Here is a 21,215-nt window from a genome sequence, read left to right on the forward strand (position 1 = left end):
CCCTCGACGCCTACGATGGGTGAGGTGACCGTACGCCTCGACGACCTTCCTCTTCGCGACGATCTGCGGGGCATGACCCCGTACGGAGCCCCGCAGGCCGCACTGCCCGTGGCGCTCAACGTCAACGAGAACACGCATCCCGTTCCGTCCGAGGTGGCTGACGACATCCTCGATGCCGTGGCTCGGGCGTTGCGGGACGTCAACCGCTACCCCGACCGTGAGTTCACCGGTCTGCGCGAGGCCTTCGCGGGATACCTCGGGCACGGTCTGAACCCCGACCAGATCTGGGCGGCCAACGGTTCGAACGAGGTGCTTCAGCACATTCTGCAGGCTTTTGGCGGCCCCGGTCGCACGGCGATGGGCTTCGCCCCCACCTATTCGATGTACCCGATCCTCACGCGTGCCACGGGCGCGCGCTGGATCGTCGGGGAACGCGAGCACGACTTCACCCTGTCGCCCGAGTCGGCCGCCGCCCAGGTGCGCGAGCAGCGCCCCGACATCGTCTTCCTCTGCGCGCCGAACAACCCGACGGGCACCCCCCTGCGCCTCGACGTCGTCGAGGCGGTGTACGACGCGACCGACGGCATCGTGATCGTCGACGAGGCCTATGAGGAGTTCGCCCCCCGTGACGAGCCCTCGGCGGTGTCGTTGCTTCCCGATCGCCCGCGTCTGGTGGTCTCGCGCACCATGAGCAAGGCCTTCGCCTTCGCGGGCGCCCGGGTGGGCTACTTGGCGGCCGACCCCGCGCTGGTCGACGCCCTCCGCCTGGTGCGGCTGCCGTACCACTTGAGCGCCCTCACGCAGGCGGCGGCGACCGCCGCGCTCGGCCACGCCGAGACGATGCTGTCGATGGTCGACGAGATCGTCGCGCAGCGCGACCGGATCTCGGCCACGGTGTCGGCCCTCGGCTACACCGCCCACGAGTCGTGGACCAACTTCGTCCTGTTCGGCGGCGTCGACGACCCGGCGGCCACCTGGAAGGCGCTGTACGACCGGGGCGTCCTCATCCGCGACGTCGGCATCGCCCACCACCTGCGCGTCACCGCGGGAACGGCCGACGAGACCACCGCATTCCTGGACGCGCTGGCCTCGGTAGGATCGCGGTCATGACCGGCCCCGCCTCGCCCCGTACCGCCTCGATCGCGCGCGAGACGAGTGAGTCCCGAGTCGAGCTCGAGCTCGACCTCGACGGACGCGGCGTCAGCGACATCTCGACGAGCGTGCCGTTCTTCGACCACATGCTCACCGCGTTCGCGAAGCACTCGCTGACCGACCTGCGCGTCCGCTCGACGGGCGACACCCACATCGATGCGCACCACACGGTCGAAGACACCTCGATCGTGCTCGGGCAGGCTATCCGCCAGGCGCTCGGCGACAAGTCCGGTATCGCTCGCTACGGCGACGCCCTCGTGCCGCTCGACGAGGCCCTCGCGCAGGCCGTGGTCGACATCAGCGGGCGCCCGTACCTCGTGCACACCGGTGAGCCCGCCGGCTTCGAGCACCACCTCATCGGCGGTCACTTCACCGGTTCACTCGTTCGCCACTCCTTCGAGGCGATCTCGATCCACGCCGGTCTGACCGTGCACGTGCGCGTCCTGGGTGGACGCGACCCGCACCACATCGCCGAGGCCGAGTACAAGGCGCTCGCGCGCGCCTTCCGTCAGGCCAAGGCTCTCGATCCCCTCGTCGACGGTGTCCCGAGTACCAAGGGCGCGCTGTGACCCGCAAACCCGTCGTCGCCGTCTTCGATTACGGCTCGGGCAACGTCCACTCCGCGGTCAAAGCGCTCATCGAGGCGGGAGCCGACGCCCGGCTCACCGCCGATCGTTCCCTGCTGCTCGACGCCGACGGTCTGCTCGTTCCCGGCGTCGGCGCGTACGGCGCGGTCATGGGTGCGCTGAACGACAGTCGCGGCGGCGAGATCATCGATCGCCGTCTGGCGGGCGGTCGCCCCGTGCTGGGTATCTGCGTGGGCATGCAGGTCATGTTCGAGCGTGGCATCGAGCGGGGCGCCGACACCCCCGGGCTGGGTGAGTGGCCCGGTACCGTGGCCGAGCTCGAGGCGCCGGTGCTCCCGCACATGGGCTGGAACACCGTGGCATCCGGTGAGGGATCGCGCTTGTTCGACGGACTCGACGGCGAGCGGTTCTACTTCGTCCACTCGTACGCGGCGCAGGACTGGTCGCTCGAGGTCACCCCGCCGTTCCCTCAGCCGGTCCTGACCTGGTGCACGTACGGCGCGCCCTTCCTGGCGGCCGTCGAGAACGGCCCTTTGTCGGCTACGCAGTTCCACCCGGAGAAGTCGGGTGAAGCCGGTATCCGGTTGCTCGCCAATTGGATCGACGGGCTGCGCGCGACTACTGTGTGACCTCGTGCCCCGGCTCGGCGAGATGCGCCGAAGGGTGCGAGGAGCCATGAACGATTTCGCGTCCACGCCCGAACTTGTGCTGCTTCCCGCGGTCGACGTCGCCGACGGTAAGGCCGTCCGTCTGACCCAGGGTGAGGCCGGTACCGAGACCAGCTATGGCGACCCCGTCGATGCTGCCGCCGACTTCGCCCGCCAGGGCGCGCAGTGGATCCACCTCGTGGACCTCGACGCCGCGTTCGGCCGCGGTAGCAACGCGAGCGTCATGCGCAAGGTGATCAAGCAGGTCAAGGGCGTGCAGGTCGAGCTCTCCGGCGGCATCCGGGACGACCGTTCGCTCGAGGCGGCGCTCGAGAGCGGAGCGACCCGCATCAACCTGGGTACCGCGGCCCTCGAGAACCCCGAGTGGGCCGCCGACGTCATCAACCGCTACGGCGAGGCGATCGCGGTCGGTCTCGACGTGCGCGGCACGACTCTGGCGGCGCGCGGCTGGACCCGCGACGGCGGTGACCTGTGGACGGTCCTCGAGCGCCTCGAGAACGCCGGCTGCAGCCGCTACGTCGTGACCGACGTCACCAAGGACGGCACGCTCCGCGGTCCCAACATCGAGCTGCTGCGCGAGATGGCCCAGCGCACGCCCAAGCCGATCGTGGCCTCGGGTGGCGTCTCGAGTCTCGACGACATCGCTGCGCTGCGCGAGCTGGTGCCACTCGGAGTGGAGGGCGCGATCGTCGGCAAGGCGCTCTACGCGGGTCAGTTCACCCTGGCCGAGGCCCTGGATGTCGCCGGACACTGACGATCCGCACGGCCACGGCATCCACGGGGATTCCGCCGGCGTTCCGTGGGAGGGCCGGAGCTTCCAGCCCAATCAGCACTCGGGCGACGACGGCTCCGCCGATCCGGCGCTGCTCGCCTCTCTCTTGGCGTTCCGTGCCGGCGAGGGCGATGCCCGTGCCATCGTCGATGCCTATCGCGACGCGCGCCTGCTGATTCCCCTGGTCGCCGAGAAGGGCGACCACGGCGTCGGTGCGCACGGCCTCGAGGTCGACAAGACGCAGGAGCTCTCGATCGTGACGGTCGCCGCACCGGACGGCCGCAAGGTGCTTCCGGTCTTCACCTCGGTGGCAGCTCTCCAGGCGTGGGATGCCATGGCCCGCCCGGTCCCCGCCGACGGGCGCCGCACGGCCCTGGCGGCGGCGTCGGAGGACACCGAGCTCATCGTCGTCGACCCCGCGTCGGAGACGGAGTTCGTGATCCGTCGTCCGGCCGTCTGGGCGATCGCCCAGGGTGAGCCGTGGGAGCCCGCGCACACCTCTCCCTCGATCTTCACGGGCCTGCAGGAGAGCATCTCGGGCGAGCTCGCCGTGCTGGACCTCGCCGTCGAGTCGGGGGATCCCACCGGTCGCCTTCGCGGCCCGGAACTCGTGGTCCACCTGCAGCTCATGTCGGGCCTCGAGCAGGAGGAGTTGGATGCCACGCTGGCGCGCCTCGCCCGCCGCTGGTCGGCGGACGACCGCATCGCCGTGCTGGTCGACTCGCTGACGGTCAAGCTCCACCGCAGCACCGACGTCTGAGCCGTCTGTCGACTTCGGTCCGACGGCACGCGCTCCGAGACCCCCGCAGTCTCGGTGGAGTCGGCCTGCGGCACAGGACGAAGGGGGTGCCCCTTCTCGAGTCGATCGGGGTAGGGGCCCCGCTCATACCCGTACGGGTGTCACGGAAGAGGCGGCCTGCGGCACAGGGCGCAGTGATGCCCCCTTCCCCAGGCAATCGGGGTAGGGGGCCGCTCCCACACCCTCAGCGGTCACGGAAGAGGCGGCCTGCGGCACAGGACGAAGGGGGTGCCCTTTCCCTGGTCGATCGGGGTAGGGGCCCCGCTCTCGACCTGGGAAAGGGCACCCCCGCAGTCCGGTACCCCAGTACGACCGACTTACGTGACGGGCCCCGTCCACTTCTCGCCCGGCCCCTTGCCGATCGGGTCCTGGATCGTGGATGCCTCGCGGAACGCGAGCTGCAGCGACCGGAGACCGTCGCGCAGCGAACGTGCGTGCATGTCGCTGATCTCGGGGGCCCCGGCGGTGATGAGGCCGGCCAGCGCGTTGATGAGTTTGCGGGCCTCGTCGAGGTCGAGCTGCTGTCCGGGGTCGTCTGCGAGGCCGGTCTTCACAGCGGCGGCGCTCATGAGGTGCACGGCGGCCGTGGTGATGACCTCGACGGCCGGAACGTCGGCGATGTCGCGGGTGGCGGACGAGGCCGCGCGCTCCTGCTCCTCCCAGCGGGCGAGGCGCTCGTCTTCGGCTCCGTGGCGGTGCGCGGCCTGGTCGTCGGCGGGCTGGTCGGAGGGGATCGTGTCCACGTGAATCTCTCTGCTAGACTATGGCGGGCTTCGGAGTGTTTCACTCCGTACGAAAGAGGATCACATCCCACCCGCGCTTGCCGCTCCAGGCTACCGGGTTCCCGCACTCCGCTTCGTTTCGCACGGGGCCGTCAGGGTGCAGAAGCCGGTGCCGAAAGCACCGTGCCGGGTGGCGTGTTCTCCTCTTCGCCCGCGATTCCGACGGATCGCGGCGGCCACCACCCGTACGAAAGAGGAGTTCCGCATCAGCGATCCCCGCACCAACGAGCGCATCCGAGTCCCGGAGGTCCGTCTCGTCGGACCCAACGGCGAGCAGGTCGGCATCGTCCGAATCGAAGCTGCGCTGCGCCTGGCCCAGGAAGCGGACCTCGACTTGGTCGAGGTCGCGCCGAGCTCGAAGCCGCCCGTGGTCAAGATCATGGACTACGGCAAGTTCAAGTACGAGGCCGCTCAGAAGGCCAAAGAGACGCGTCGTAACCAGGCGAACACCGTCCTCAAAGAGGTCCGGTTTCGTCTGAAGATCGAGGCGCACGACTACATCACCAAGCTCAAGCGCGCCGAAGGCTTCCTTCAGGCGGGCGACAAGGTGAAGGCCATGATCCTGTTCCGTGGTCGCGAGCAGTCGCGTCCCGAGCAGGGCGTCCGTCTGCTTCGCAAGTTCGCCGAAGACGTCGCCGAGTTCGGCACCGTCGAGTCGAACCCCACGATCGACGGCCGCAACATGGTGATGGTGGTCGCTCCTCACAAGAACAAGTCCGAGGTCAAGACGGAGCAGAACGCGCAGCGCACGGCGAACCGTGAGGCCGCGCGCAGCGCCGCTCGAGGCGACTCGGCACCCACAGACGAAGCTGCTCCGGCGTCCGCCGAGTAAAGCTCCCCGACTCCCGCTCCGGCGGGAACCCCAACGAAGGAAGACAGATGCCGAAGCAGAAGACCCACTCGGGCGCCAAGAAGCGCTTCAAGCTCACCGGTAGCGGCAAGCTCATGAAGCAGCAGGCCGGCATGCGCCACAACCTCGAGGGCAAGGCCTCCAAGCGCACTCGTCGCCTCAACCAGGAGCAGGTCCTGGCCAAGGGTGACTCCAAGGTCGCCAAGAAGCTCCTCGGCCTCTGAGCGCCGACGCACGTTAGGAAGAATGAGAAATGGCTAGAGTCAAGCGGGCGGTAAACGCCCACAAGAAGCGTCGCGTCATCCTGGAGCGCGCCTCCGGTTACCGCGGTCAGCGTTCGCGTCTGTACCGCAAGGCCAAGGAGCAGGTCACCCACTCCCTGGTCTACGCGTACCGCGACCGCCGCAAGCGCAAGGGCGACTTCCGTCGTCTCTGGATCCAGCGCATCAACGCCGCCTCGCGCGCGAACGGCATGACGTACAACCGCTTCATCCAGGGCCTCGGTCTCGCGGGTGTGCAGGTCGACCGTCGCATGCTCGCCGAGCTCGCCGTGAACGAGCCCGCCGTGTTCGCGTCGCTCGTCGCGACCGCGAAGGCTGCGCTGCCGACCGACGTCAACGCCGCGAAGACCGCGTAAGACACGTCCTCTCGAGCGGGCGTCCTCTTCGGAGGGCGCCCGTTTCGTTGTTCCTGCGGGTCGTTCGCGCGGCGTCCCGAGCAGCATTCCGCCGGGGTCATACACTGGTGACGTGCTCGAGAACCCTCGTTCGCCGCGGGTGCGCGCCGTGGCCAAGCTCAGCAAGCGCGCCGCCCGCCAAGAGACGGGTCTGTTCCTGCTCGAAGGCCCGCAGGCCGCTCGGGAGGCGCTCGCCTGGGCCCCCCGGACCGTGCTCGAGGTCTATGCGACTTCTGCCGCGCTCGAGAAGCACACGGATGTGCGCGAGGCCGCGGAGCGAGCGGGCGTCGATCTGCAGGTCACCACCGAGGCGGTTCTGGACGCGATGGCCGATACGGTCACGCCCCAGGGGATCGTGGCGGTGGCGCGTCAGTCACCCACCGCGCTGGAGGACATCCTGGCCGGGGAGCCGCGCCTCATCGCGATCTGCGAGGAGGTGCGCGACCCCGGGAACCTCGGCACCATCATCAGGGCCGCGGATGCCGCGGGCGCGGACGCCGTGATTCTGACCGGCCGCACCGTCGACCCCTACAACCCGAAGGTCGTCCGCTCGACCACCGGATCGCTGTTCCATGTGCCGGTTGCCGTCGAGCTCGAACTCTCGGACGTCGTCGCCAGCGCTCACCAGGCGGGGCTGCGCATCGTCGCCGCCGATGTCGAGGGCACCGACTTCTTGGCATCCCGAGGGCTTCTATCGGAGCCGACGGCCTGGCTCTTCGGCAATGAGGCCCGGGGACTCGACGAGTCCGCCCTCGCCCAGGCGGACCTCGCTCTGCGCTTGCCGATCTACGGTCGCGCCGAGTCTCTGAACCTGGCCACGGCGGCGAGCGTGTGCCTGTACGAGACGGCTTTCGCCCAACGGGCGCGCTGACGCCTGCTGTTACAGAACGGTTAAGGCGTGCGCCGGAATGTGGTCGGGCGCCCAGCATCCTCATAGGGTGAAGGCATGGCATCCGTTCCCCCGAAGACCGAGCCCCTGGTCGTCGTCGCCGACGTCCAGAAGCATTACGGGCAGTTCCAGGCTCTGAAAGACATCGACCTCACCGTCGACCGCGGCGAGGTCGTCGTGGTGATCGGACCCTCGGGGTCCGGCAAGTCGACGCTGTGCCGCACTATCAACCGCCTCGAGACCATCACGAGCGGTTCGATCATGATCGATGGCAAGGAGCTTCCCAAAGAGGGGAAGGGTCTGGCCGAGCTGCGTGCCGACGTCGGCATGGTGTTCCAGTCGTTCAACCTCTTCGCACATCTGACGATCCTCGAGAACGTCACGCTCGGGCCCATCAAGGTCCGCAAGATGAAGAAGGCGGATGCCGAGAAAGAGGCGCGTGCGCTTCTCGACCGCGTGGGCGTCGGACACCAGGCCGACAAGCTCCCGGCCCAGCTCTCGGGCGGTCAGCAGCAGCGCGTGGCGATCGCCCGCGCGCTGGCGATGAAGCCCAAGGTCATGCTCTTCGACGAGCCGACCTCGGCTCTCGACCCCGAGATGATCAACGAGGTGCTCGACGTGATGGTCGGCCTCGCCAAAGACGGCATGACGATGATCGTCGTCACGCACGAGATGGGCTTCGCCCGCAAGGCCGCGAACCGCGTGGTGTTCATGGCCGACGGGCAGATCGTCGAGCAGGCGACGCCCGAGCAGTTCTTCACGAGCCCCGAGTCCGACCGGGCGAAAGACTTCCTCTCGAAGCTCATCACCCACTGACGAGCCCCCATCATGACGGCGACGGACGAAGAGGTTCCTCGCCGAAGCGCGCAGTTCCGCCCCGGGCGATTCGCCGCGTGCTCTCCAGACTCTTGTATCCGCACAGCACACGTAACCAAGGAGACATCACATGCGTAAATCTCGTTTTCTCGCCGGCGCGAGCATCGTCGCCGCCGGCCTGCTGGCCCTGACGGCCTGCAACAGCGGCACCCCGGGCGCTGCCCCCGGCTCCGACGGCGGCAGCGGCTCCGACACCCCCGTGTACGGCGCGGTCGCCAGCGACGTCAAGATCGACGGCAGCAAGACCTTCGACAAGATCACCTCCGCCGGCAAGATCGTCGTCGGTGTGAAGGAAGACCAGCCCGGTCTCGGTTACCTCGACCCCGTGACGGGCGAGCGCAAGGGCTTCGACGTCGACGTCGCACGCTGGATCGCCGCCTCGCTCGGCTACGACCCGGCCGACACCTCGAAGGTGGAGTACAAGGCGATCGCGTCGGCCAACCGCGAGCAGGCGCTCATCAACGGCGACATCGACTACTACGTCGGCACCTACTCGATCACCGACAAGCGCAAGGACCAGATCTCGTTCGCCGGTCCGTACTTCCTGACCGGTCAGGGCCTGCTCGTCGCCGCCGACAACGACACCATCACGGGCAAGGACTCGCTCACCGCCGAGACCACCGTGTGCTCGGTGACCGGTTCGACGCCGATCCAGCGCATCCGCGAGCAGACTCCGGCCAAGGTCGTCGAGTTCGACACCTACTCGCAGTGCGTCGAGAAGCTCAAGAACGGCGAGGTCGACGCGGTCACGACCGATGAGGCCATCCTCCTCGGCTACGCCGCCCAGGATCCCGACAACCTCAAGATCGCGGGCGAGCCCTTCAGCGAGGAGCGCTACGGCGTCGGCATCACCAAGGGCGACACCGCCTTCCAGGAGTTCGTGAACACCATGTTCACCGACGGCGGTTCCACCTGGGAGGCCATCTTCGAGAAGAACCTCGGCGCCTCGGGCGTCAAGGGCGAGCAGCCGGCGGTCGACCCCGTCAGCTGATCTCCCGGTGCGGGCGGCGCACTCCGCGCCGCCCGCACCCCCCGACGAGCACGACGAGAAAGAACGGACAGCGTACGGTGAACCAGATCTTCGACTATCCCGACCTGTGGGCGCAGGCGCTCTGGGGGACGGTCGTGCTCTTCGTGGGCGGCGGCCTGATTGCGCTCGTGCTCGGCTTCATCGTGGCGGCCATGCGCGTTTCGCCCGTGCCCATCGCCCGCGCGGTCGGCGCGGTCTACGTGAACTGGATCCGCAACACCCCGCTCACGCTGGTTCTGTTCTTCTTCGCGTTCTGCGTGCCGCTGCTGATCGACGTCCCGCGCGGGAGCTTCCTGACCCTCGCGGTGTGCGGCCTCGGCATCTACACGGCGACCTACGTGGCCGAGACACTGCGCTCGGGCATCAACACCGTGCCCGTCGGCCAGGCGGAGGCGGCCCGCGCTCTCGGTCTCGGCTTCGGCCAGGTCATGACGCTCGTGGTCCTGCCCCAGGCGACCCGTTCGGTCATTCCCCCGATGATGAGCGTCTTCATCGCCCTGCTCAAGAACACCACCGTCGCCGCCGGATTCTCGGTGGTCAACCTCGGGAACATCCGCGCGACGATGAGCGAGAACGGCGAGAACCAGCTCGTCACCATCCTTCTGGTGATGGCGGTCTTCGTCATCCTGGTCCTGCTGCTCGCGGCGCTGCAGAACGCGGCCGAGAAGAAGTGGAAGGTCGTCCGATGAGCTCCTCCGTCCTCTATGACGTACCGGGTCCCCGCGCACAGCTGCGCAACCGCATCCTCGGCGTCGTCACCCTCGTCCTCGTCGCCGCCGTCATCGGCTTCGTCGTCTGGCGCTTCATCGACACCGGCCAGTTCTCGGCGGCGAAGTGGAACGTCTTCAGCTACAGCGCGATCTGGGAGCGTTTCGGCCAGGCGACCCTCGCGACGCTCGCGGCGTTCGCCGTCGCGGCCGTCGGCGCGCTCGTCCTCGGCTTCATCCTGGCCATCGGCCGCATGTCCGACCACCGATGGGTGCGCCTCCCCGTCGGCTGGGTCGTCGAACTGCTCCGCGCCGTCCCCGTCCTCGTCTTCATGCTGCTGCTGTACTACGGTCTGCCCGTCATCGGCATCAAGATGTCGTCGTACTGGGCGGTCGTCATCGCCCTGATCCTCTACAACGGCTCGGTGCTGTCCGAGGTCATCCGCGCCGGCGTCGAGGCGCTCCCGCGCGGACAGAGCGAGGCCGGCTACGCCGTGGGGCTCCGCAAGGCCGGTGTGATGCGCCTGATCCTGCTCCCGCAGGCCATCCGCGCCATGCTGCCCGTGATCATCGCCCAGCTCGTGGTGACCCTGAAGGACACCGCTCTCGGCTTCATCATCACGTACCCCGAGCTGTTGTACTTCGCTCGTCTTCTCGGCTCCAACGGCGAATACGGGTCGCCGCTGATCCCGGCCGCGATGGTCGCCAGCGTCATCTACGTCGCGATGTGCCTCGCCCTGTCGTACACCGCGCACCGCGTCGAGCTCGGCCTCCGCCGCTCGCCCAAGGGCGGCAACGTCGCTCCCGCGGAGCCCGCGGGACAGACCGGCACCGACACCGAGCTGATCGTCGCCCAGCGCGGCCTCGGCAAGTACGACGCGGGTAGCGGCGGCGGAATCTGAGTCATCGGTCCGACGGGCGGGGGAGTGTCCCCGCCCGTCGGTAGACTCTCATCTCGTGTCCGACGCACCCGAGATCACCCCTGAGGCCGTCGCCTCCGCGGTCGATGAGGCCCTTGCCGCCATCGCCGCCGCCGCGACCACGGCCGAGCTCAAGTCCGCCCGCTCCGCGCACACGGGGGAGCAGTCCTCCCTCGCGCAGCTGAACGCCCAGATGCGCAACGTCGCCCCCGAGCACAAGGCCTCTTTCGGCAAGCTCGTCGGGCAGGCCCGCGGTCAGGTGAACCAGGCGCTCGCCGCCCGCGAGAGCGAGCTGGCCGAAGCCGAGACCGCCGCCCAGCTCGAGGCCGAGCGCATCGACGTCACGGCGCTGCCGCAGCGCGCACGCGTCGGGGCACGGCATCCGATCTCGCTCCTGCAGGAGCAGGTGTCGGACATCTTCGTCGGCATGGGCTGGGAGATCGCGGAGGGCCCCGAGCTCGAGCACGAGTGGTTCAACTTCGACGCGCTCAACTTCGACGTCGACCACCCCGCGCGTCAGATGCAGGACACCTTCTTCGTCGACCCGGTCGCGCGCCACCTGGTGCTGCGCACCCACACCAGCCCGGTTCAGGTTCGGTCGATGCTCGAGCGCGACCTGCCGATCTACGTGCTCTGCCCCGGCCGGGTGTACCGCACCGACGAGTTCGACGCGACGCACCTGCCGGTGTTCACGCAGTTCGAGGGTCTCGTGATCGACAAGAACATCACGATGGCCCACCTCAAGGGCACGCTCGACCACGCCGCGCGCGTGCTGTTCGGGCCCGAGGCCAAGACGCGCTTCCGCGCGAACTTCTTCCCGTTCACCGAGCCGAGCGCAGAGCTCGACCTGTGGCATCCCACCTTCAAGGGCGGGGCGCGCTGGATCGAGTGGGGCGGCTGCGGAATGGTGAACCCCAACGTCCTGCGGGCCGCCGGTATCGATCCCGAGGAGTACTCGGGCTTCGCGTTCGGCATGGGCATCGAGCGCACGCTCATGTTCCGCAGCGACGTACAAGACATGCGCGACATGGCCGAGGGCGATGTCCGATTCAGCGAGCAGTTCGGAATGGTGGTCTGATGCGCGTCCCGCTCTCCTGGTTGCGCGAGTACGTCGACGTGCCCGCCGAGGCCACGCCCGAGGACGTCCTCGCGGCTTTGGTGTCGGTCGGCTTCGAAGAGGAGGACGTGCACCGCTTCGAGCTGTCCGGCCCGATCGTGGTCGGCGAGGTGAAGGAGTTCACTCCCGAGCCCCAGTCCAACGGCAAGACCATCCGCTGGTGCCAGGTCGACGTCGGAACCGAGAACGGGGGAGTGCGCGGCATCGTCTGCGGTGCGGGCAATTTCTTCGAGGGCGACAAGGTCGTGGTGACCCTGCCCGGCTCTGTGCTGCCCGGACCCTTCCCGATCGCGGCTCGCAAGACCTACGGCCACGTCTCCGACGGCATGATCGCTTCGGCGAAAGAGCTGGGTCTCGGCAGCGAGCACAGCGGCATCCTGCGTCTGATCGATCTGGGAATCGATGCGCCCGTCGGCACGGATGCCATCGCGCTGCTCGGTCTGGATGACCTCGCGGTCGAGATCAACGTCACTCCCGATCGCGGCTACGCCCTGTCGTTGCGCGGGGTCGCCCGCGAGTACTCGCACGCGACCGGCGCGGACTTCCGCGATCCGGGCCTCGGCCACGACGGCGCCGCGGGACGCACGCCCTCGGGCTTCCCGATCACGGTCGCCGACCAGGCTCCCATCCGCGGACGCAAGGGCGCCACGGAGTTCGTCGCGCGGATCGTCCGCGACGTCGATCCCTCGCGTCCGACCCCGCCGTGGATGATCACGCGCCTGTCGCTCGCCGGTATCCGCTCGCTCGGCGTGCTGATCGACATCACGAACTACGTCATGCTCGAGCTCGGCCAGCCGATCCACGGCTACGACCTCGACCGGCTGCAGGGCGGCATCACGGTGCGCCGCGCGGAGCAGGGCGAGAAGCTCGAGACCCTCGACGGTCAGGTGCGCACGCTCGACTCCGAAGACCTCCTGATCACCGACGAGTCGGGCCCCATCGGCCTCGCCGGTGTCATGGGCGGCGGTCCGACCGAGATGAGCGACGCGACTCGGAACGTCCTCATCGAGGCGGCGACGTTCGACCAGGTGTCGATCGCCCGAACGGCGCGTCGGCACAAGCTCCCCTCCGAAGCATCGCGGCGCTTCGAGCGCGGCGTCGACCCGCTCGTGCCGTACGTCGCGGCGGAGCGTGTCGCCTCGCTCATGGTGGAGCTGGCCGGCGGCACGCTCGACACCGAGCTCGGCGGGTCGCTCGGCTCGAGCTACCGTCGCGAGGCGATCACGCTCCCCGCGGGCTTCGTCCCCGGACTGATCGGCGTGGAGTACACCGATGACGAGATCGTGTCGGCGCTGCGACTCATCGGATGCACGGTCGAGGAGCGCGACGGAGGGTGGTCGGTGACCGCCCCGTCGTGGCGCCACGACCTCAGCGACAAGTGGACGCTCGCCGAAGAGGTGGCGCGCATCGAGGGCTACGACCGCATCCCGTCCGTGCTGCCGACGCCCCCGTCCGGTCGCGGGCTCACCGCCGCGCAGCAGGGGCGCCGCCGCGTGGCCAACGCCCTGGCCGCGGCCGGCTTCGTCGAGACGCCGTCGTTCCCGTTCACGACGGAGGAGCAGAACGCCCTGCACGGTTCACCGTCCGGTGACCCGCTGCCGAGCGTGAAGCTGGCGAACCCGCTCGACGGACTGGCGCCGTTCCTGCGTCGCTCGCTCGTTCCGGCCCTGCTGCAGGTCGCGCACCGCAACGTGTCGCGCGGCATCGTCGACCTCGCGCTGTTCGAGACCGGCACGGTCTTCCTCCCGAAGCCCGGCGTGCGATACGGCACCTCGTCGGTCCCGCCGCTGGCGGTGCGACCGGATGCCGCGACGCTCACGGCCCTCGACGCGTCGATCCCGCCGCAGCGTCGCCACGTCGCCGTGCTCCTGACGGGACACACCGTTGCCAAGCAGCCGGGTCAGCCCGCGGTGGCCGCGGACCTCGCCGCCGCCGTGGATGCCGTCCGAGTGCTCACCGCCGCCGCCGGTCTCGATGTGGAGCTGGTGCAAGCGCAGCGCGCGGCGCTGCACCCGGGTCGCACGGCTCGCGTGCTCGCCGCGGGCACCGACATCGGTTACGTCGGAGAGCTGCTGCCCGTCGTCGCCGCGGCCGCCGATCTGCCCGGTCGCGTTCTCGTGGCCGAGCTCGACCTCGACGCCATGCTCGAGCTCGCACACGCGCGCGTGGTCGCGGCATCCCTCTCGGGCTTCCCGGCCGCCACGCAGGACGTGTCTCTGACGCTGCCGATCGATGTCGCCGCCGGCGCGGTGCGCGCCGCGCTGCTCGAGGGCGGGGCTCCGCTGCTCGAAGGCGCCCGGCTCGTCGACGACTACCGCGGCCCGGGCCTCGCCGAGGGAACGAAGAGCCTGACCTTCGCGCTGCGTTTCCGCGCCGAGGACCGCACGCTGACCGCGGCCGAGGCGACCGCGGCGAAGCTCGCGGGTGTCGCCGTGGCCGCCGAGCGCTTCGGTGCCGCCATCCGCGACTGACCGTTCTGCACGACCCGGAGCGCCGCCGGCTCGCGCCGTGCGGCGCTCCGGCGTTCCGCGAGGGTCTCGTCGTGCGGGGCGGTGTGTGACGGCCGCGAGGCTGGACCGGGCCGCCTCGGCACGCGCCCGGGAGGGAGGCGCCCGCGTGCGCACAGGAGTCTGCCCTCATCGCCGGTAAGGGGGGCAGTCGGACGTGCGCGGCGATGAGGGCAGGTTTCACAGCATAAGCCCTTCGTGTCCCCCATTCGGGGGACGTGGTGGGAGGGTGTCGCCGGCGCGGCGTCTCCCCGAAGTCTGCGGCGACACCGGCGTTGATTTGCCCCTCCGCCTCCGCTGCCGTTACCCTCGCCACATGTCGTCGATCACCGTGCGCACCGAGGAGCTCTTCGTGAGCACCGGTGGCGAGCGTCGACGTCGGGTCGCGCGCCGATTCTCGGCGACCTCGTAACCCGCCACAGGTCGGGCATACGGGCGTCGCCGCCCCGGTTCATGCGGATTTCCGCACCAGCCCCGACTCGTAAGGTGGATACATGACCCTCTCGGTCGCCGTCTCCGGCGCTTCCGGCTATGCGGGTGGCGAGATCCTCCGCCTCCTGGCCTCTCATCCCGACGTCCAGATTCGTACCGTCACCGCGCACTCCAGCGCGGGACAGCCCCTCGTCGCCCACCAGCCGCACCTGCGGTCCCTCGCGCACCTCGTGCTGCAGCCGACCACACCCGAGGTGCTCGCCGGGCACGACGTGGTGTTCCTGGCTCTGCCGCACGGTCAGTCCGCCCAGTACACCGACGCCCTTGGCAGCACCCCCCTCGTGATCGACGCGGGTGCCGACCACCGGCTCACGTCAGCGGAGGACTGGGCGGCGTTCTACGGCGGACCGCACCCCGACCCGTGGGCGTACGGCGTTCCCGAGCTCCCCGTCGCGGGCGGCAAACAGCGTGAGAACCTCCGCGGGGCCACGCGCATCGCTGCCCCCGGCTGCAATGCGTCGACGGTCGCTCTCTCCCTCGCACCCGGCGTGGCCGCCGGGGTCATCGTGGCTTCCGATATCGTGTCCGTGCTCGCCGTCGGCCCGAGCGGCGCCGGGAAGTCGGCGAAGACCAACCTCCTCGCGAGCGAGATCCTCGGTTCCGCGAACCCCTATGCCGTGGGTGGCACGCACCGCCACATCCCCGAGATCCGGCAGGCGCTGATCGCCGCCGGTGCGCCGAGCGACGGCATCCGGTTGTCCTTCACCCCCGTGCTCGTACCGATGTCGCGGGGCATCCTCGCCACCTCGTCCGCTCCGATCCGGGAGGGGGCGACGGATGCCGAGATCCGCAGCGCCTGGGAGACGGCTTACGCCGACGAGCCCTTCGTGGAGCTCCTCCCAGAGGGGGTGTTCCCGCGTACGGCTGACGTGCTCGGCGCGAACGTCGCGTCGATGGGAATCGCCATCGATCGCGCGGCGAACCGGGTGACGATCGTCGCCGCGGTCGACAATCTCGTCAAGGGCACCGCCGGCGCTGCCGTCCAGTCCATGAATCTGGCGTCGGGTCTCGTCGAGACCACCGCCCTTCCTTTGAACGGAGTCGCCCCGTGAGCGTGACCGCCCCCGCAGGATTCGAAGCCGCCGGTGTGGCCGTCGGCCTGAAGTCGACGGGCGCGCGCGACGTCGCCCTCGTGGTGAACCGCGGTCCGCTCAAGGTGGGAGCGGCGGTGTTCACCTCGAACCGGGCCAAGGCCAACCCGATCCTCTGGTCGGAGCAGGTCGTCACGGACGGCACGATCGAGGCCGTGGTGCTCAACTCGGGCGGAGCCAACTGCTTCACCGGCTCGTTCGGCTTCCAGACCACGCACCAGACCGCCGAGCGCGCCGCCGCGCTCCTCGGCGTCGGAGCGGGCGACGTGGTGGTGTGCTCCACCGGCCTCATCGGCACGGGCGACGAGGTGTTCCGGGCCAAGGTCCTGCAGGGCGTGGACGAGGGCGTGGCTGCCCTCTCGCCCGAGGGGGGAGAAGACGCGTCGCTGGCGATCATGACCACCGACTCGAAGCCGAAGCGCGCCGTCCACACCGGCGAGGGCTGGTCGATCGGCGGCATGGCCAAGGGCGCCGGGATGCTCGCTCCGGGCCTGGCCACGATGCTGGTCGTCCTGACGACCGACGCGGTACTCGATGCCGCGGGGGCCGACGCGGCGCTCCGCTCCGCGACGCGCGTCAGTTTCGACCGGCTCGATTCCGACGGCTGCATGTCGACCAACGACCAGGTCACGCTCCTCGTGAGCGGCGCGAGCGGCATCCGCGTGGATGCCGAGGAGTTCGCCGCAGCCCTCGCCGCGGTGTGCGACGATCTCGCCGCTCAACTGCAGGGGGATGCCGAGGGATCCAGTCACGACATCACGATCCGCGTCGTGAACGCCGCGAACGAGGACGACGCCGTCGAGGTCGGTCGTTCGGTCGCGCGCAACAACCTCTTCAAGGCCGCGATCTTCGGCAACGACCCCAACTGGGGCCGCGTTCTCGCCGCGATCGGCACCACCGACGCCGCCTTCGACCCCTACGACGTGGACGTCTGGATGAACGGCGTCCGTGTGTGCACGGCCGGCGGTCCCGATCGCCCCCGCGACGACGTCGACCTCACGCCGCGTGCCACCGACCTCGTCATCGACCTGCGGGTCGGAGACGCCGCGGCCACGATCCGCACCAATGACCTGACGCACGATTACGTCCACGAGAACAGCGCCTACTCCTCATGACCCATGTCGATCTGCAAGACACCGATCCCGCCGAGGCCAGTGAACGGGCGGTCACGCTCGTCGAGTCGCTGCCCTGGGTGCGCAAGTACCGTGACCAGGTGGTGGTGGTGAAGTACGGCGGCAACGCCATGGTGAGCGACGAGCTGCAGGATGCTTTCGCCGCGGACATCGCCTACCTGCGCTACGTGGGCGTCAAGCCCGTCGTCGTGCACGGTGGCGGACCCCAGATCTCGTCGATGCTCGACCGTCTCGACATTCCGAGCGAATTCCGCGGCGGCTACCGGGTCACCTCGACCGAGGCGATCAGCGTGGTCCGAATGGTGCTGACCGGGCAGATCAACCCGCAGCTCGTGGCCAAGGTGAACGCGCACGGGCCACTGGCCACCGGCCTGAGCGGCGAGGACGCGGGCCTCTTCGGGGGCCGCCGTCGCGGCGTCGTCGTCGACGGTGTCGAGCACGATCTCGGTCGTGTCGGCGACGTCGTCACGGTCGACCCGCAGCCGGTGCTCGACCACCTGGCCGCGGGCCGCGTGCCCATCGTGTCGAGCATCGCGCCCGACCTCGACAACCCGGGCACCTCGTTGAACGTGAACGCGGATGCCGCGGCGGCCGCGCTGGCGACGGCCCTCAACGCCAAGAAGCTCGTCGTCCTGACCGACGTCCCCGGGCTCTACGCCGACTGGCCCAACCGCGACTCGCTCGTGTCGCACCTGACCTCGACGGAGCTGCGCGCGATGCTGCCGACGCTCGAGTCGGGGATGATCCCGAAGATGCAGGCGTGCCTCGACGCCGTCGACGGGGGAGTGCCCACCGCGGCCATCATCGACGGACGGGTGCCGCACTCGGTGCTCGTCGAATTGTTCACCAGCAAGGGAATCGGAACGGAGGTGGTCGCATGACCACCGCAACCTGGCAGGACGACGCCGGACGCGATCTGGTCCGCAGCTTCGGCGACCGCATGGCGCTTTTCGTGCGCGGAGAGGGGGCCTACGTCTGGGACAGCGAGGGGGCGAAGTACCTCGACTTCCTCGCCGGCATCGCCGTGAACGCCCTGGGCCACGCGCACCCGGTCTTCGTGAAGGCCCTCACCGAGCAGGCGGCGACGCTCGCCCACGTCTCGAACTATTTCGCCACGCCCCCGCAGCTGGCGTTGGCCGCCCGTCTGAAGCGTCTCGCCGGTACGGGGGAGTCGGGTCGGGTGTACTTCGGCAACTCCGGTGCCGAGGCGAACGAGGCGGCGCTCAAGCTCGCTCGTCTGCACGGTCGCGGCACCGACCGCACGCGCATCCTGACCTTGAAGGGCGGCTTCCACGGCCGCACGATGGGTGCTCTCGCCTTGACGGGGAAGCCCGCGCTGCAGGCCGACTTCCTCCCCATGGTGCCGGGTGTGGAGCACATCGACGCGACCGTCGCGGCCCTCGAGGCCGCAATGGACGAGCGTGTCGCCGCTCTCCTCGTCGAGCCCATCCAGGGCGAGGCCGGGGTCGTCGAGCTGCCCGAGGGCTACCTGCAGGCGGCCCGTGAGATCACGCAGCGCCACGGTGCGCTGTTGATCGTCGACGAGATCCAGACCGGCGCCGGCCGCACCGGCGCCTGGTTCGGTTTCCAGCACGCGGGCATCGTGCCCGACGCGATCACGGTCGCCAAGGGCATCGGCGGCGGATTCCCGATCGGCGCGCTCGTCACCTTCGGCGCGGCGAGCGACCTCTTCTTCCCCGGCACGCACGGCTCGACCTTCGGCGGCAACGCCCTGGGCACCGCCGTCGGCGGCGCCGTGCTCCAAGAGATCGAGTCCGCGGGCCTGGTCGAGAACGCCGCCCACCGCGAGACCCAGCTGCGCGAGGGGATCGCCGCTCTCGGCTCCCCGCTCGTCGCGGGTGTGCGCGGTCGCGGTCTGCTGCTCGGCATCGGCCTCACGAGTCCCGTCGCCAAGGCCGTGGTCGCCGCCGCCCAGCAGCACGGTCTGATCGTCAACGCCGCGAACGACACCACGATCCGCATCGCACCGCCCCTGACGATCCAGGATGCCGAGGTCTCGGCGTTCCTCGACCTCTTCGGTGCCGCGCTGGCCACCGTCTCCGATGCCCTGATCCTCGAAGGAGCCCCCGCGTGACCCGCCACCTGCTGCGTGACGACGACCTGACCCCGGCCGAGCAGGCCGAGATCCTCGACCTCGCGATCGAGCTGAAGAAGGACCGCTGGGCGCAGAAGCCGCTCGAAGGTCCTCAGACCGTCGCCGTGATCTTCGACAAATCCTCGACCCGCACGCGCGTGTCGTTCGCGGTCGGGATCGCCGACCTCGGCGGCTCGCCCCTGATCATCTCGACCGCCAACAGCCAGCTCGGCGGCAAGGAGACCCCCTCCGACACCGCCCGCGTGCTCGAGCGGCAGGTCGCCGCGATCGTGTGGCGCACCTATGCGCAGGCGGGACTCGAAGAGATGGCGAGGGGAACGCGCGTTCCGGTGGTCAACGCGCTGAGCGACGACTTCCACCCGTGCCAGCTGCTCGCCGACCTGCTCACGATCCGCGAGCACAAGGGCGAGCTGAAGGGCCTGACCCTCTCGTTCTTCGGCGACGGCCAGAGCAACATGGCCCACTCGTATGTGCTCGCGGGGGTCACCGCCGGCATGCACGTGCGCGTTGCCGCCCCGGCGGACTACGCGCCGCGGGCCGACGTGATCGTGGATGCCGAGCGCATCGCCGCCGGGACCGGCGGGTCGATCACCCTGATCGACGACCCCGAGGTCGCGGCATCCGGAGCCGATGTCGTCGTCACCGACACCTGGGTGTCGATGGGCAAAGAGGAGGAGAAGATCGCGCGCATCCGCGACCTGGGCGGCTTCAAGGTCACGAGCGAGCTCATGACGCGTGCCGCCGACGACGCGATCTTCATCCACTGTCTGCCCGCCGACCGCGGCTACGAGGTCGACGCCGAGGTCATCGACGGCCCGCAGAGCGTCGTCTGGGACGAGGCCGAGAACCGTCTGCACGCCCAGAAGGCGCTCCTGGTGTGGCTTCTGCGCCAGCAGTGACCTCTTCGCCGCTCGGCCGCGCCTGGTCCCGTTTCGACGGACCGGGCCGGCTGGTCGGCGTGGACCTCGCGCGCGGGCTGGCCGTGCTGGGCATGCTCGCCGCGCACCTGCTCGACACCGAGCGCACCCTCACTGCGGATCCGAGCACGTGGGTCACCCTCGTGAACGGTCGTTCGTCGATCCTGTTCGCGGTGCTCGCGGGCGTGTCCATCGCCCTCGTCACCGGTGGGCCCCGACCGCTCGCTCCGCAACGGCGCCCGCGTGCGGCGGCCCGGCTGGCGCTGCGTGGAGCCCTGCTCTGGGTGATCGGCCTGCTGCTGGTCATGACGGGGGTGCCCGTCTACGTCATCCTCCCCGCCTACGCCCTGCTGTTCGTGCTGGCGCTGCCCTTTCTCGGCATGCGGGCGCGCCCCCTGTTCCTCGTGGCCGCAGTCCTCGCGGTCGTCATGCCGTGGATCCAGCCGTTCCTCGACGCGGCGCCCGTGTGGGCGGGCCCGGCAGGTGCCGAACTCGAAGCCGCGGTGGGGTGGGCGTACCCGTTCACCGTATGGATCGCGTTCCTGCTGGCGGGGATGGGCGTCGGCCGACTCGACCTGCGCAACATCGCCGACCAGGGCCTGCTCGCCATGGCGGGTCTGTCGCTCGCGCTCGCCGGTTACGGCTTCGCGATCGCCACGGCACCGGTCGCCGAGGACACCCCTTTCCTCACGGCGGTGCTGACCGCCGAGGACCACTCCTCGGGTCTGTGGGAGGTCATCGGCTCGGGCGGCTTCGCCGTGATGACGATCGGGGTGTGCCTGCTGCTGTGCCGCACGCCACTGCGCTGGGTTGCTGTGCCGTTGCGCGCGGTCGGCTCGATGCCGCTCACCGCGTACGTTCTGCAGCTGGTGGTCTGGGCCATCGTGGCGCAGGTCCTGCTGGGGGACACGTCCGACCTCGTCGGTATCCGTGAGGCGGGGCTGTTCGTCCCGCTGACGCTCGGGCTCATCGCGGGCTGCACGGTGTGGGCGCTCACGATCGGGCGAGGGCCCCTCGAGATGTTCGTCGATAACGTCGTACGCCTGATCGTGGGGCGGGATGCCACGCCGGGAGCCCGGTCGTCGGGGCCCGCGCTCGTCACGGGCTCCGGCGGTGTCGGCCGCCCTCGGTAGG

22 protein-coding genes are annotated in these 21,215 nt (G+C 69.6%); 21 read left to right on the forward strand and 1 reads right to left on the reverse strand.

The genetic code is table 11. The annotated features are described in order from the left end of the window. The first annotated feature begins 15 nt into the window (after positions 1 to 15). From MTE01_RS03080 to MTE01_RS03100, 5 genes are read left to right on the forward strand one after another with little or no spacing between them, the layout of a single operon-like run. Complete coding sequence (locus tag MTE01_RS03080; RefSeq protein WP_103210456.1) at positions 16 to 1,110, forward strand: histidinol-phosphate transaminase; 1,095 nt, start codon at positions 16 to 18, stop codon at positions 1,108 to 1,110. Next, positions 1,107 to 1,721 (forward strand): imidazoleglycerol-phosphate dehydratase HisB, encoded by a 615-nt coding sequence (hisB, locus tag MTE01_RS03085; protein WP_103210459.1) that lies wholly within the window; start codon positions 1,107 to 1,109, stop codon positions 1,719 to 1,721. Before MTE01_RS03080 ends, hisB begins: the two co-directional genes overlap by 4 nt. Beyond that, positions 1,718 to 2,368, forward strand: a complete 651-nt coding sequence (gene hisH / locus MTE01_RS03090; protein ID WP_141375627.1) for an imidazole glycerol phosphate synthase subunit HisH — start codon at positions 1,718 to 1,720, stop codon at positions 2,366 to 2,368. The genes hisB and hisH overlap by 4 nt, the downstream gene beginning before the upstream one ends. A 46-nt stretch (positions 2,369 to 2,414) precedes the next feature. Next, positions 2,415 to 3,161: a bifunctional 1-(5-phosphoribosyl)-5-((5-phosphoribosylamino)methylideneamino)imidazole-4-carboxamide isomerase/phosphoribosylanthranilate isomerase PriA gene (priA, locus tag MTE01_RS03095; RefSeq protein ID WP_103210464.1), complete on the forward strand. Its 747-nt coding sequence runs from the start codon at positions 2,415 to 2,417 to the stop codon at positions 3,159 to 3,161. After that, entirely contained in the window at positions 3,145 to 3,939 is a 795-nt protein-coding gene (locus MTE01_RS03100; protein WP_103210466.1) for an SseB family protein, read from the forward strand. The genes priA and MTE01_RS03100 overlap by 17 nt, the downstream gene beginning before the upstream one ends. Before the next feature lie 356 nt (positions 3,940 to 4,295). On the opposite strand, the gene MTE01_RS03105 is transcribed toward MTE01_RS03100, so the two are convergent. Next, the gene (locus MTE01_RS03105; protein WP_371861588.1) at positions 4,296 to 4,721 is read right to left on the reverse strand and encodes a DUF1844 domain-containing protein; all 426 of its coding nucleotides are present in this window, start codon (positions 4,719 to 4,721) and stop codon (positions 4,296 to 4,298) included. A gap of 244 nt (positions 4,722 to 4,965) precedes the next feature. On the opposite strand from MTE01_RS03105, the gene infC reads away from it, so the two are divergent. The 16 genes from infC (at position 4,966) to MTE01_RS03185 (ending at position 21,214) form a co-directional block, all read left to right on the forward strand. Further along, a complete protein-coding gene (gene infC / locus MTE01_RS03110) occupies positions 4,966 to 5,592 on the forward strand; it encodes a translation initiation factor IF-3 (RefSeq protein WP_115920336.1) in 627 nt (208 codons plus the stop codon). Positions 5,593 to 5,639: 47 nt separating this feature from the next. Further along, positions 5,640 to 5,834 (forward strand): 50S ribosomal protein L35, encoded by a 195-nt coding sequence (gene rpmI / locus MTE01_RS03115; protein ID WP_013583375.1) that lies wholly within the window; start codon positions 5,640 to 5,642, stop codon positions 5,832 to 5,834. Positions 5,835 to 5,863: 29 nt separating this feature from the next. Continuing rightward, the gene (gene rplT / locus MTE01_RS03120) at positions 5,864 to 6,247 is read left to right on the forward strand and encodes a 50S ribosomal protein L20 (protein WP_056227445.1); all 384 of its coding nucleotides are present in this window, start codon (positions 5,864 to 5,866) and stop codon (positions 6,245 to 6,247) included. Positions 6,248 to 6,359: 112 nt separating this feature from the next. After that, positions 6,360 to 7,157, forward strand: coding sequence for a TrmH family RNA methyltransferase (locus MTE01_RS03125; RefSeq protein ID WP_141375629.1), 798 nt, complete (start codon positions 6,360 to 6,362; stop codon positions 7,155 to 7,157). Positions 7,158 to 7,232: 75 nt separating this feature from the next. Then, entirely contained in the window at positions 7,233 to 7,991 is a 759-nt protein-coding gene (locus MTE01_RS03130) for an amino acid ABC transporter ATP-binding protein (RefSeq protein WP_103210470.1), read from the forward strand. 130 nt (positions 7,992 to 8,121) lie between these two features. Next, complete coding sequence (locus tag MTE01_RS03135) at positions 8,122 to 9,042, forward strand: glutamate ABC transporter substrate-binding protein (RefSeq protein ID WP_103210473.1); 921 nt, start codon at positions 8,122 to 8,124, stop codon at positions 9,040 to 9,042. A gap of 77 nt (positions 9,043 to 9,119) precedes the next feature. Beyond that, positions 9,120 to 9,770 (forward strand): amino acid ABC transporter permease, encoded by a 651-nt coding sequence (locus MTE01_RS03140; protein ID WP_094733477.1) that lies wholly within the window; start codon positions 9,120 to 9,122, stop codon positions 9,768 to 9,770. Further along, entirely contained in the window at positions 9,767 to 10,690 is a 924-nt protein-coding gene (locus MTE01_RS03145) for an amino acid ABC transporter permease (protein WP_170210597.1), read from the forward strand. Before MTE01_RS03140 ends, MTE01_RS03145 begins: the two co-directional genes overlap by 4 nt. Positions 10,691 to 10,745: 55 nt before the next feature. Continuing rightward, on the forward strand, positions 10,746 to 11,786 hold the full coding sequence (gene pheS / locus MTE01_RS03150; protein WP_103210477.1) for a phenylalanine--tRNA ligase subunit alpha: 1,041 nt from the start codon (positions 10,746 to 10,748) through the stop codon (positions 11,784 to 11,786). Then, positions 11,786 to 14,296: a phenylalanine--tRNA ligase subunit beta gene (pheT, locus tag MTE01_RS03155; protein ID WP_141375631.1), complete on the forward strand. Its 2,511-nt coding sequence runs from the start codon at positions 11,786 to 11,788 to the stop codon at positions 14,294 to 14,296. The genes pheS and pheT overlap by 1 nt, the downstream gene beginning before the upstream one ends. Before the next feature lie 530 nt (positions 14,297 to 14,826). Then, a complete protein-coding gene (gene argC, locus MTE01_RS03160; RefSeq protein ID WP_141375633.1) occupies positions 14,827 to 15,876 on the forward strand; it encodes an N-acetyl-gamma-glutamyl-phosphate reductase in 1,050 nt (349 codons plus the stop codon). Further along, positions 15,873 to 17,030 (forward strand): bifunctional glutamate N-acetyltransferase/amino-acid acetyltransferase ArgJ, encoded by a 1,158-nt coding sequence (gene argJ / locus MTE01_RS03165; protein WP_103210485.1) that lies wholly within the window; start codon positions 15,873 to 15,875, stop codon positions 17,028 to 17,030. Before argC ends, argJ begins: the two co-directional genes overlap by 4 nt. Then, the gene (gene argB / locus MTE01_RS03170; protein ID WP_103210488.1) at positions 17,027 to 17,929 is read left to right on the forward strand and encodes an acetylglutamate kinase; all 903 of its coding nucleotides are present in this window, start codon (positions 17,027 to 17,029) and stop codon (positions 17,927 to 17,929) included. The genes argJ and argB overlap by 4 nt, the downstream gene beginning before the upstream one ends. Then, positions 17,926 to 19,143: an acetylornithine transaminase gene (locus MTE01_RS03175; protein ID WP_103210490.1), complete on the forward strand. Its 1,218-nt coding sequence runs from the start codon at positions 17,926 to 17,928 to the stop codon at positions 19,141 to 19,143. The genes argB and MTE01_RS03175 overlap by 4 nt, the downstream gene beginning before the upstream one ends. Beyond that, complete coding sequence (gene argF, locus MTE01_RS03180; protein ID WP_116238372.1) at positions 19,140 to 20,063, forward strand: ornithine carbamoyltransferase; 924 nt, start codon at positions 19,140 to 19,142, stop codon at positions 20,061 to 20,063. The genes MTE01_RS03175 and argF overlap by 4 nt, the downstream gene beginning before the upstream one ends. After that, entirely contained in the window at positions 20,060 to 21,214 is a 1,155-nt protein-coding gene (locus tag MTE01_RS03185; RefSeq protein WP_246077948.1) for a heparan-alpha-glucosaminide N-acetyltransferase domain-containing protein, read from the forward strand. Before argF ends, MTE01_RS03185 begins: the two co-directional genes overlap by 4 nt. The last annotated feature ends 1 nt before the right edge of the window (position 21,215 follow it).

This window comes from Microbacterium testaceum (genome assembly GCF_006539145.1).
GTDB classification, from domain to species: domain Bacteria; phylum Actinomycetota; class Actinomycetes; order Actinomycetales; family Microbacteriaceae; genus Microbacterium; species Microbacterium testaceum.

What these genes read in the sequence shown, in the direction of transcription:
- argC (WP_141375633.1), top strand. Translation starts at nt 14,827, where the DNA reads ATGACCCTCTCGGTCGCCGTCTCCGGCGCTTCCGGCTATGCGGGTGGC.
- MTE01_RS03145 (WP_170210597.1), top strand. Translation starts at nt 9,767, where the DNA reads ATGAGCTCCTCCGTCCTCTATGACGTACCGGGTCCCCGCGCACAGCTG.
- MTE01_RS03080 (WP_103210456.1), top strand. Translation starts at nt 16, where the DNA reads ATGGGTGAGGTGACCGTACGCCTCGACGACCTTCCTCTTCGCGACGAT.
- argB (WP_103210488.1), top strand. Translation starts at nt 17,027, where the DNA reads ATGACCCATGTCGATCTGCAAGACACCGATCCCGCCGAGGCCAGTGAA.
- MTE01_RS03175 (WP_103210490.1), top strand. Translation starts at nt 17,926, where the DNA reads ATGACCACCGCAACCTGGCAGGACGACGCCGGACGCGATCTGGTCCGC.
- hisB (WP_103210459.1), top strand. Translation starts at nt 1,107, where the DNA reads ATGACCGGCCCCGCCTCGCCCCGTACCGCCTCGATCGCGCGCGAGACG.
- MTE01_RS03100 (WP_103210466.1), top strand. Translation starts at nt 3,145, where the DNA reads ATGTCGCCGGACACTGACGATCCGCACGGCCACGGCATCCACGGGGAT.
- rplT (WP_056227445.1), top strand. Translation starts at nt 5,864, where the DNA reads ATGGCTAGAGTCAAGCGGGCGGTAAACGCCCACAAGAAGCGTCGCGTC.
- MTE01_RS03130 (WP_103210470.1), top strand. Translation starts at nt 7,233, where the DNA reads ATGGCATCCGTTCCCCCGAAGACCGAGCCCCTGGTCGTCGTCGCCGAC.
- pheT (WP_141375631.1), top strand. Translation starts at nt 11,786, where the DNA reads ATGCGCGTCCCGCTCTCCTGGTTGCGCGAGTACGTCGACGTGCCCGCC.
- priA (WP_103210464.1), top strand. Translation starts at nt 2,415, where the DNA reads ATGAACGATTTCGCGTCCACGCCCGAACTTGTGCTGCTTCCCGCGGTC.
- rpmI (WP_013583375.1), top strand. Translation starts at nt 5,640, where the DNA reads ATGCCGAAGCAGAAGACCCACTCGGGCGCCAAGAAGCGCTTCAAGCTC.
- MTE01_RS03135 (WP_103210473.1), top strand. Translation starts at nt 8,122, where the DNA reads ATGCGTAAATCTCGTTTTCTCGCCGGCGCGAGCATCGTCGCCGCCGGC.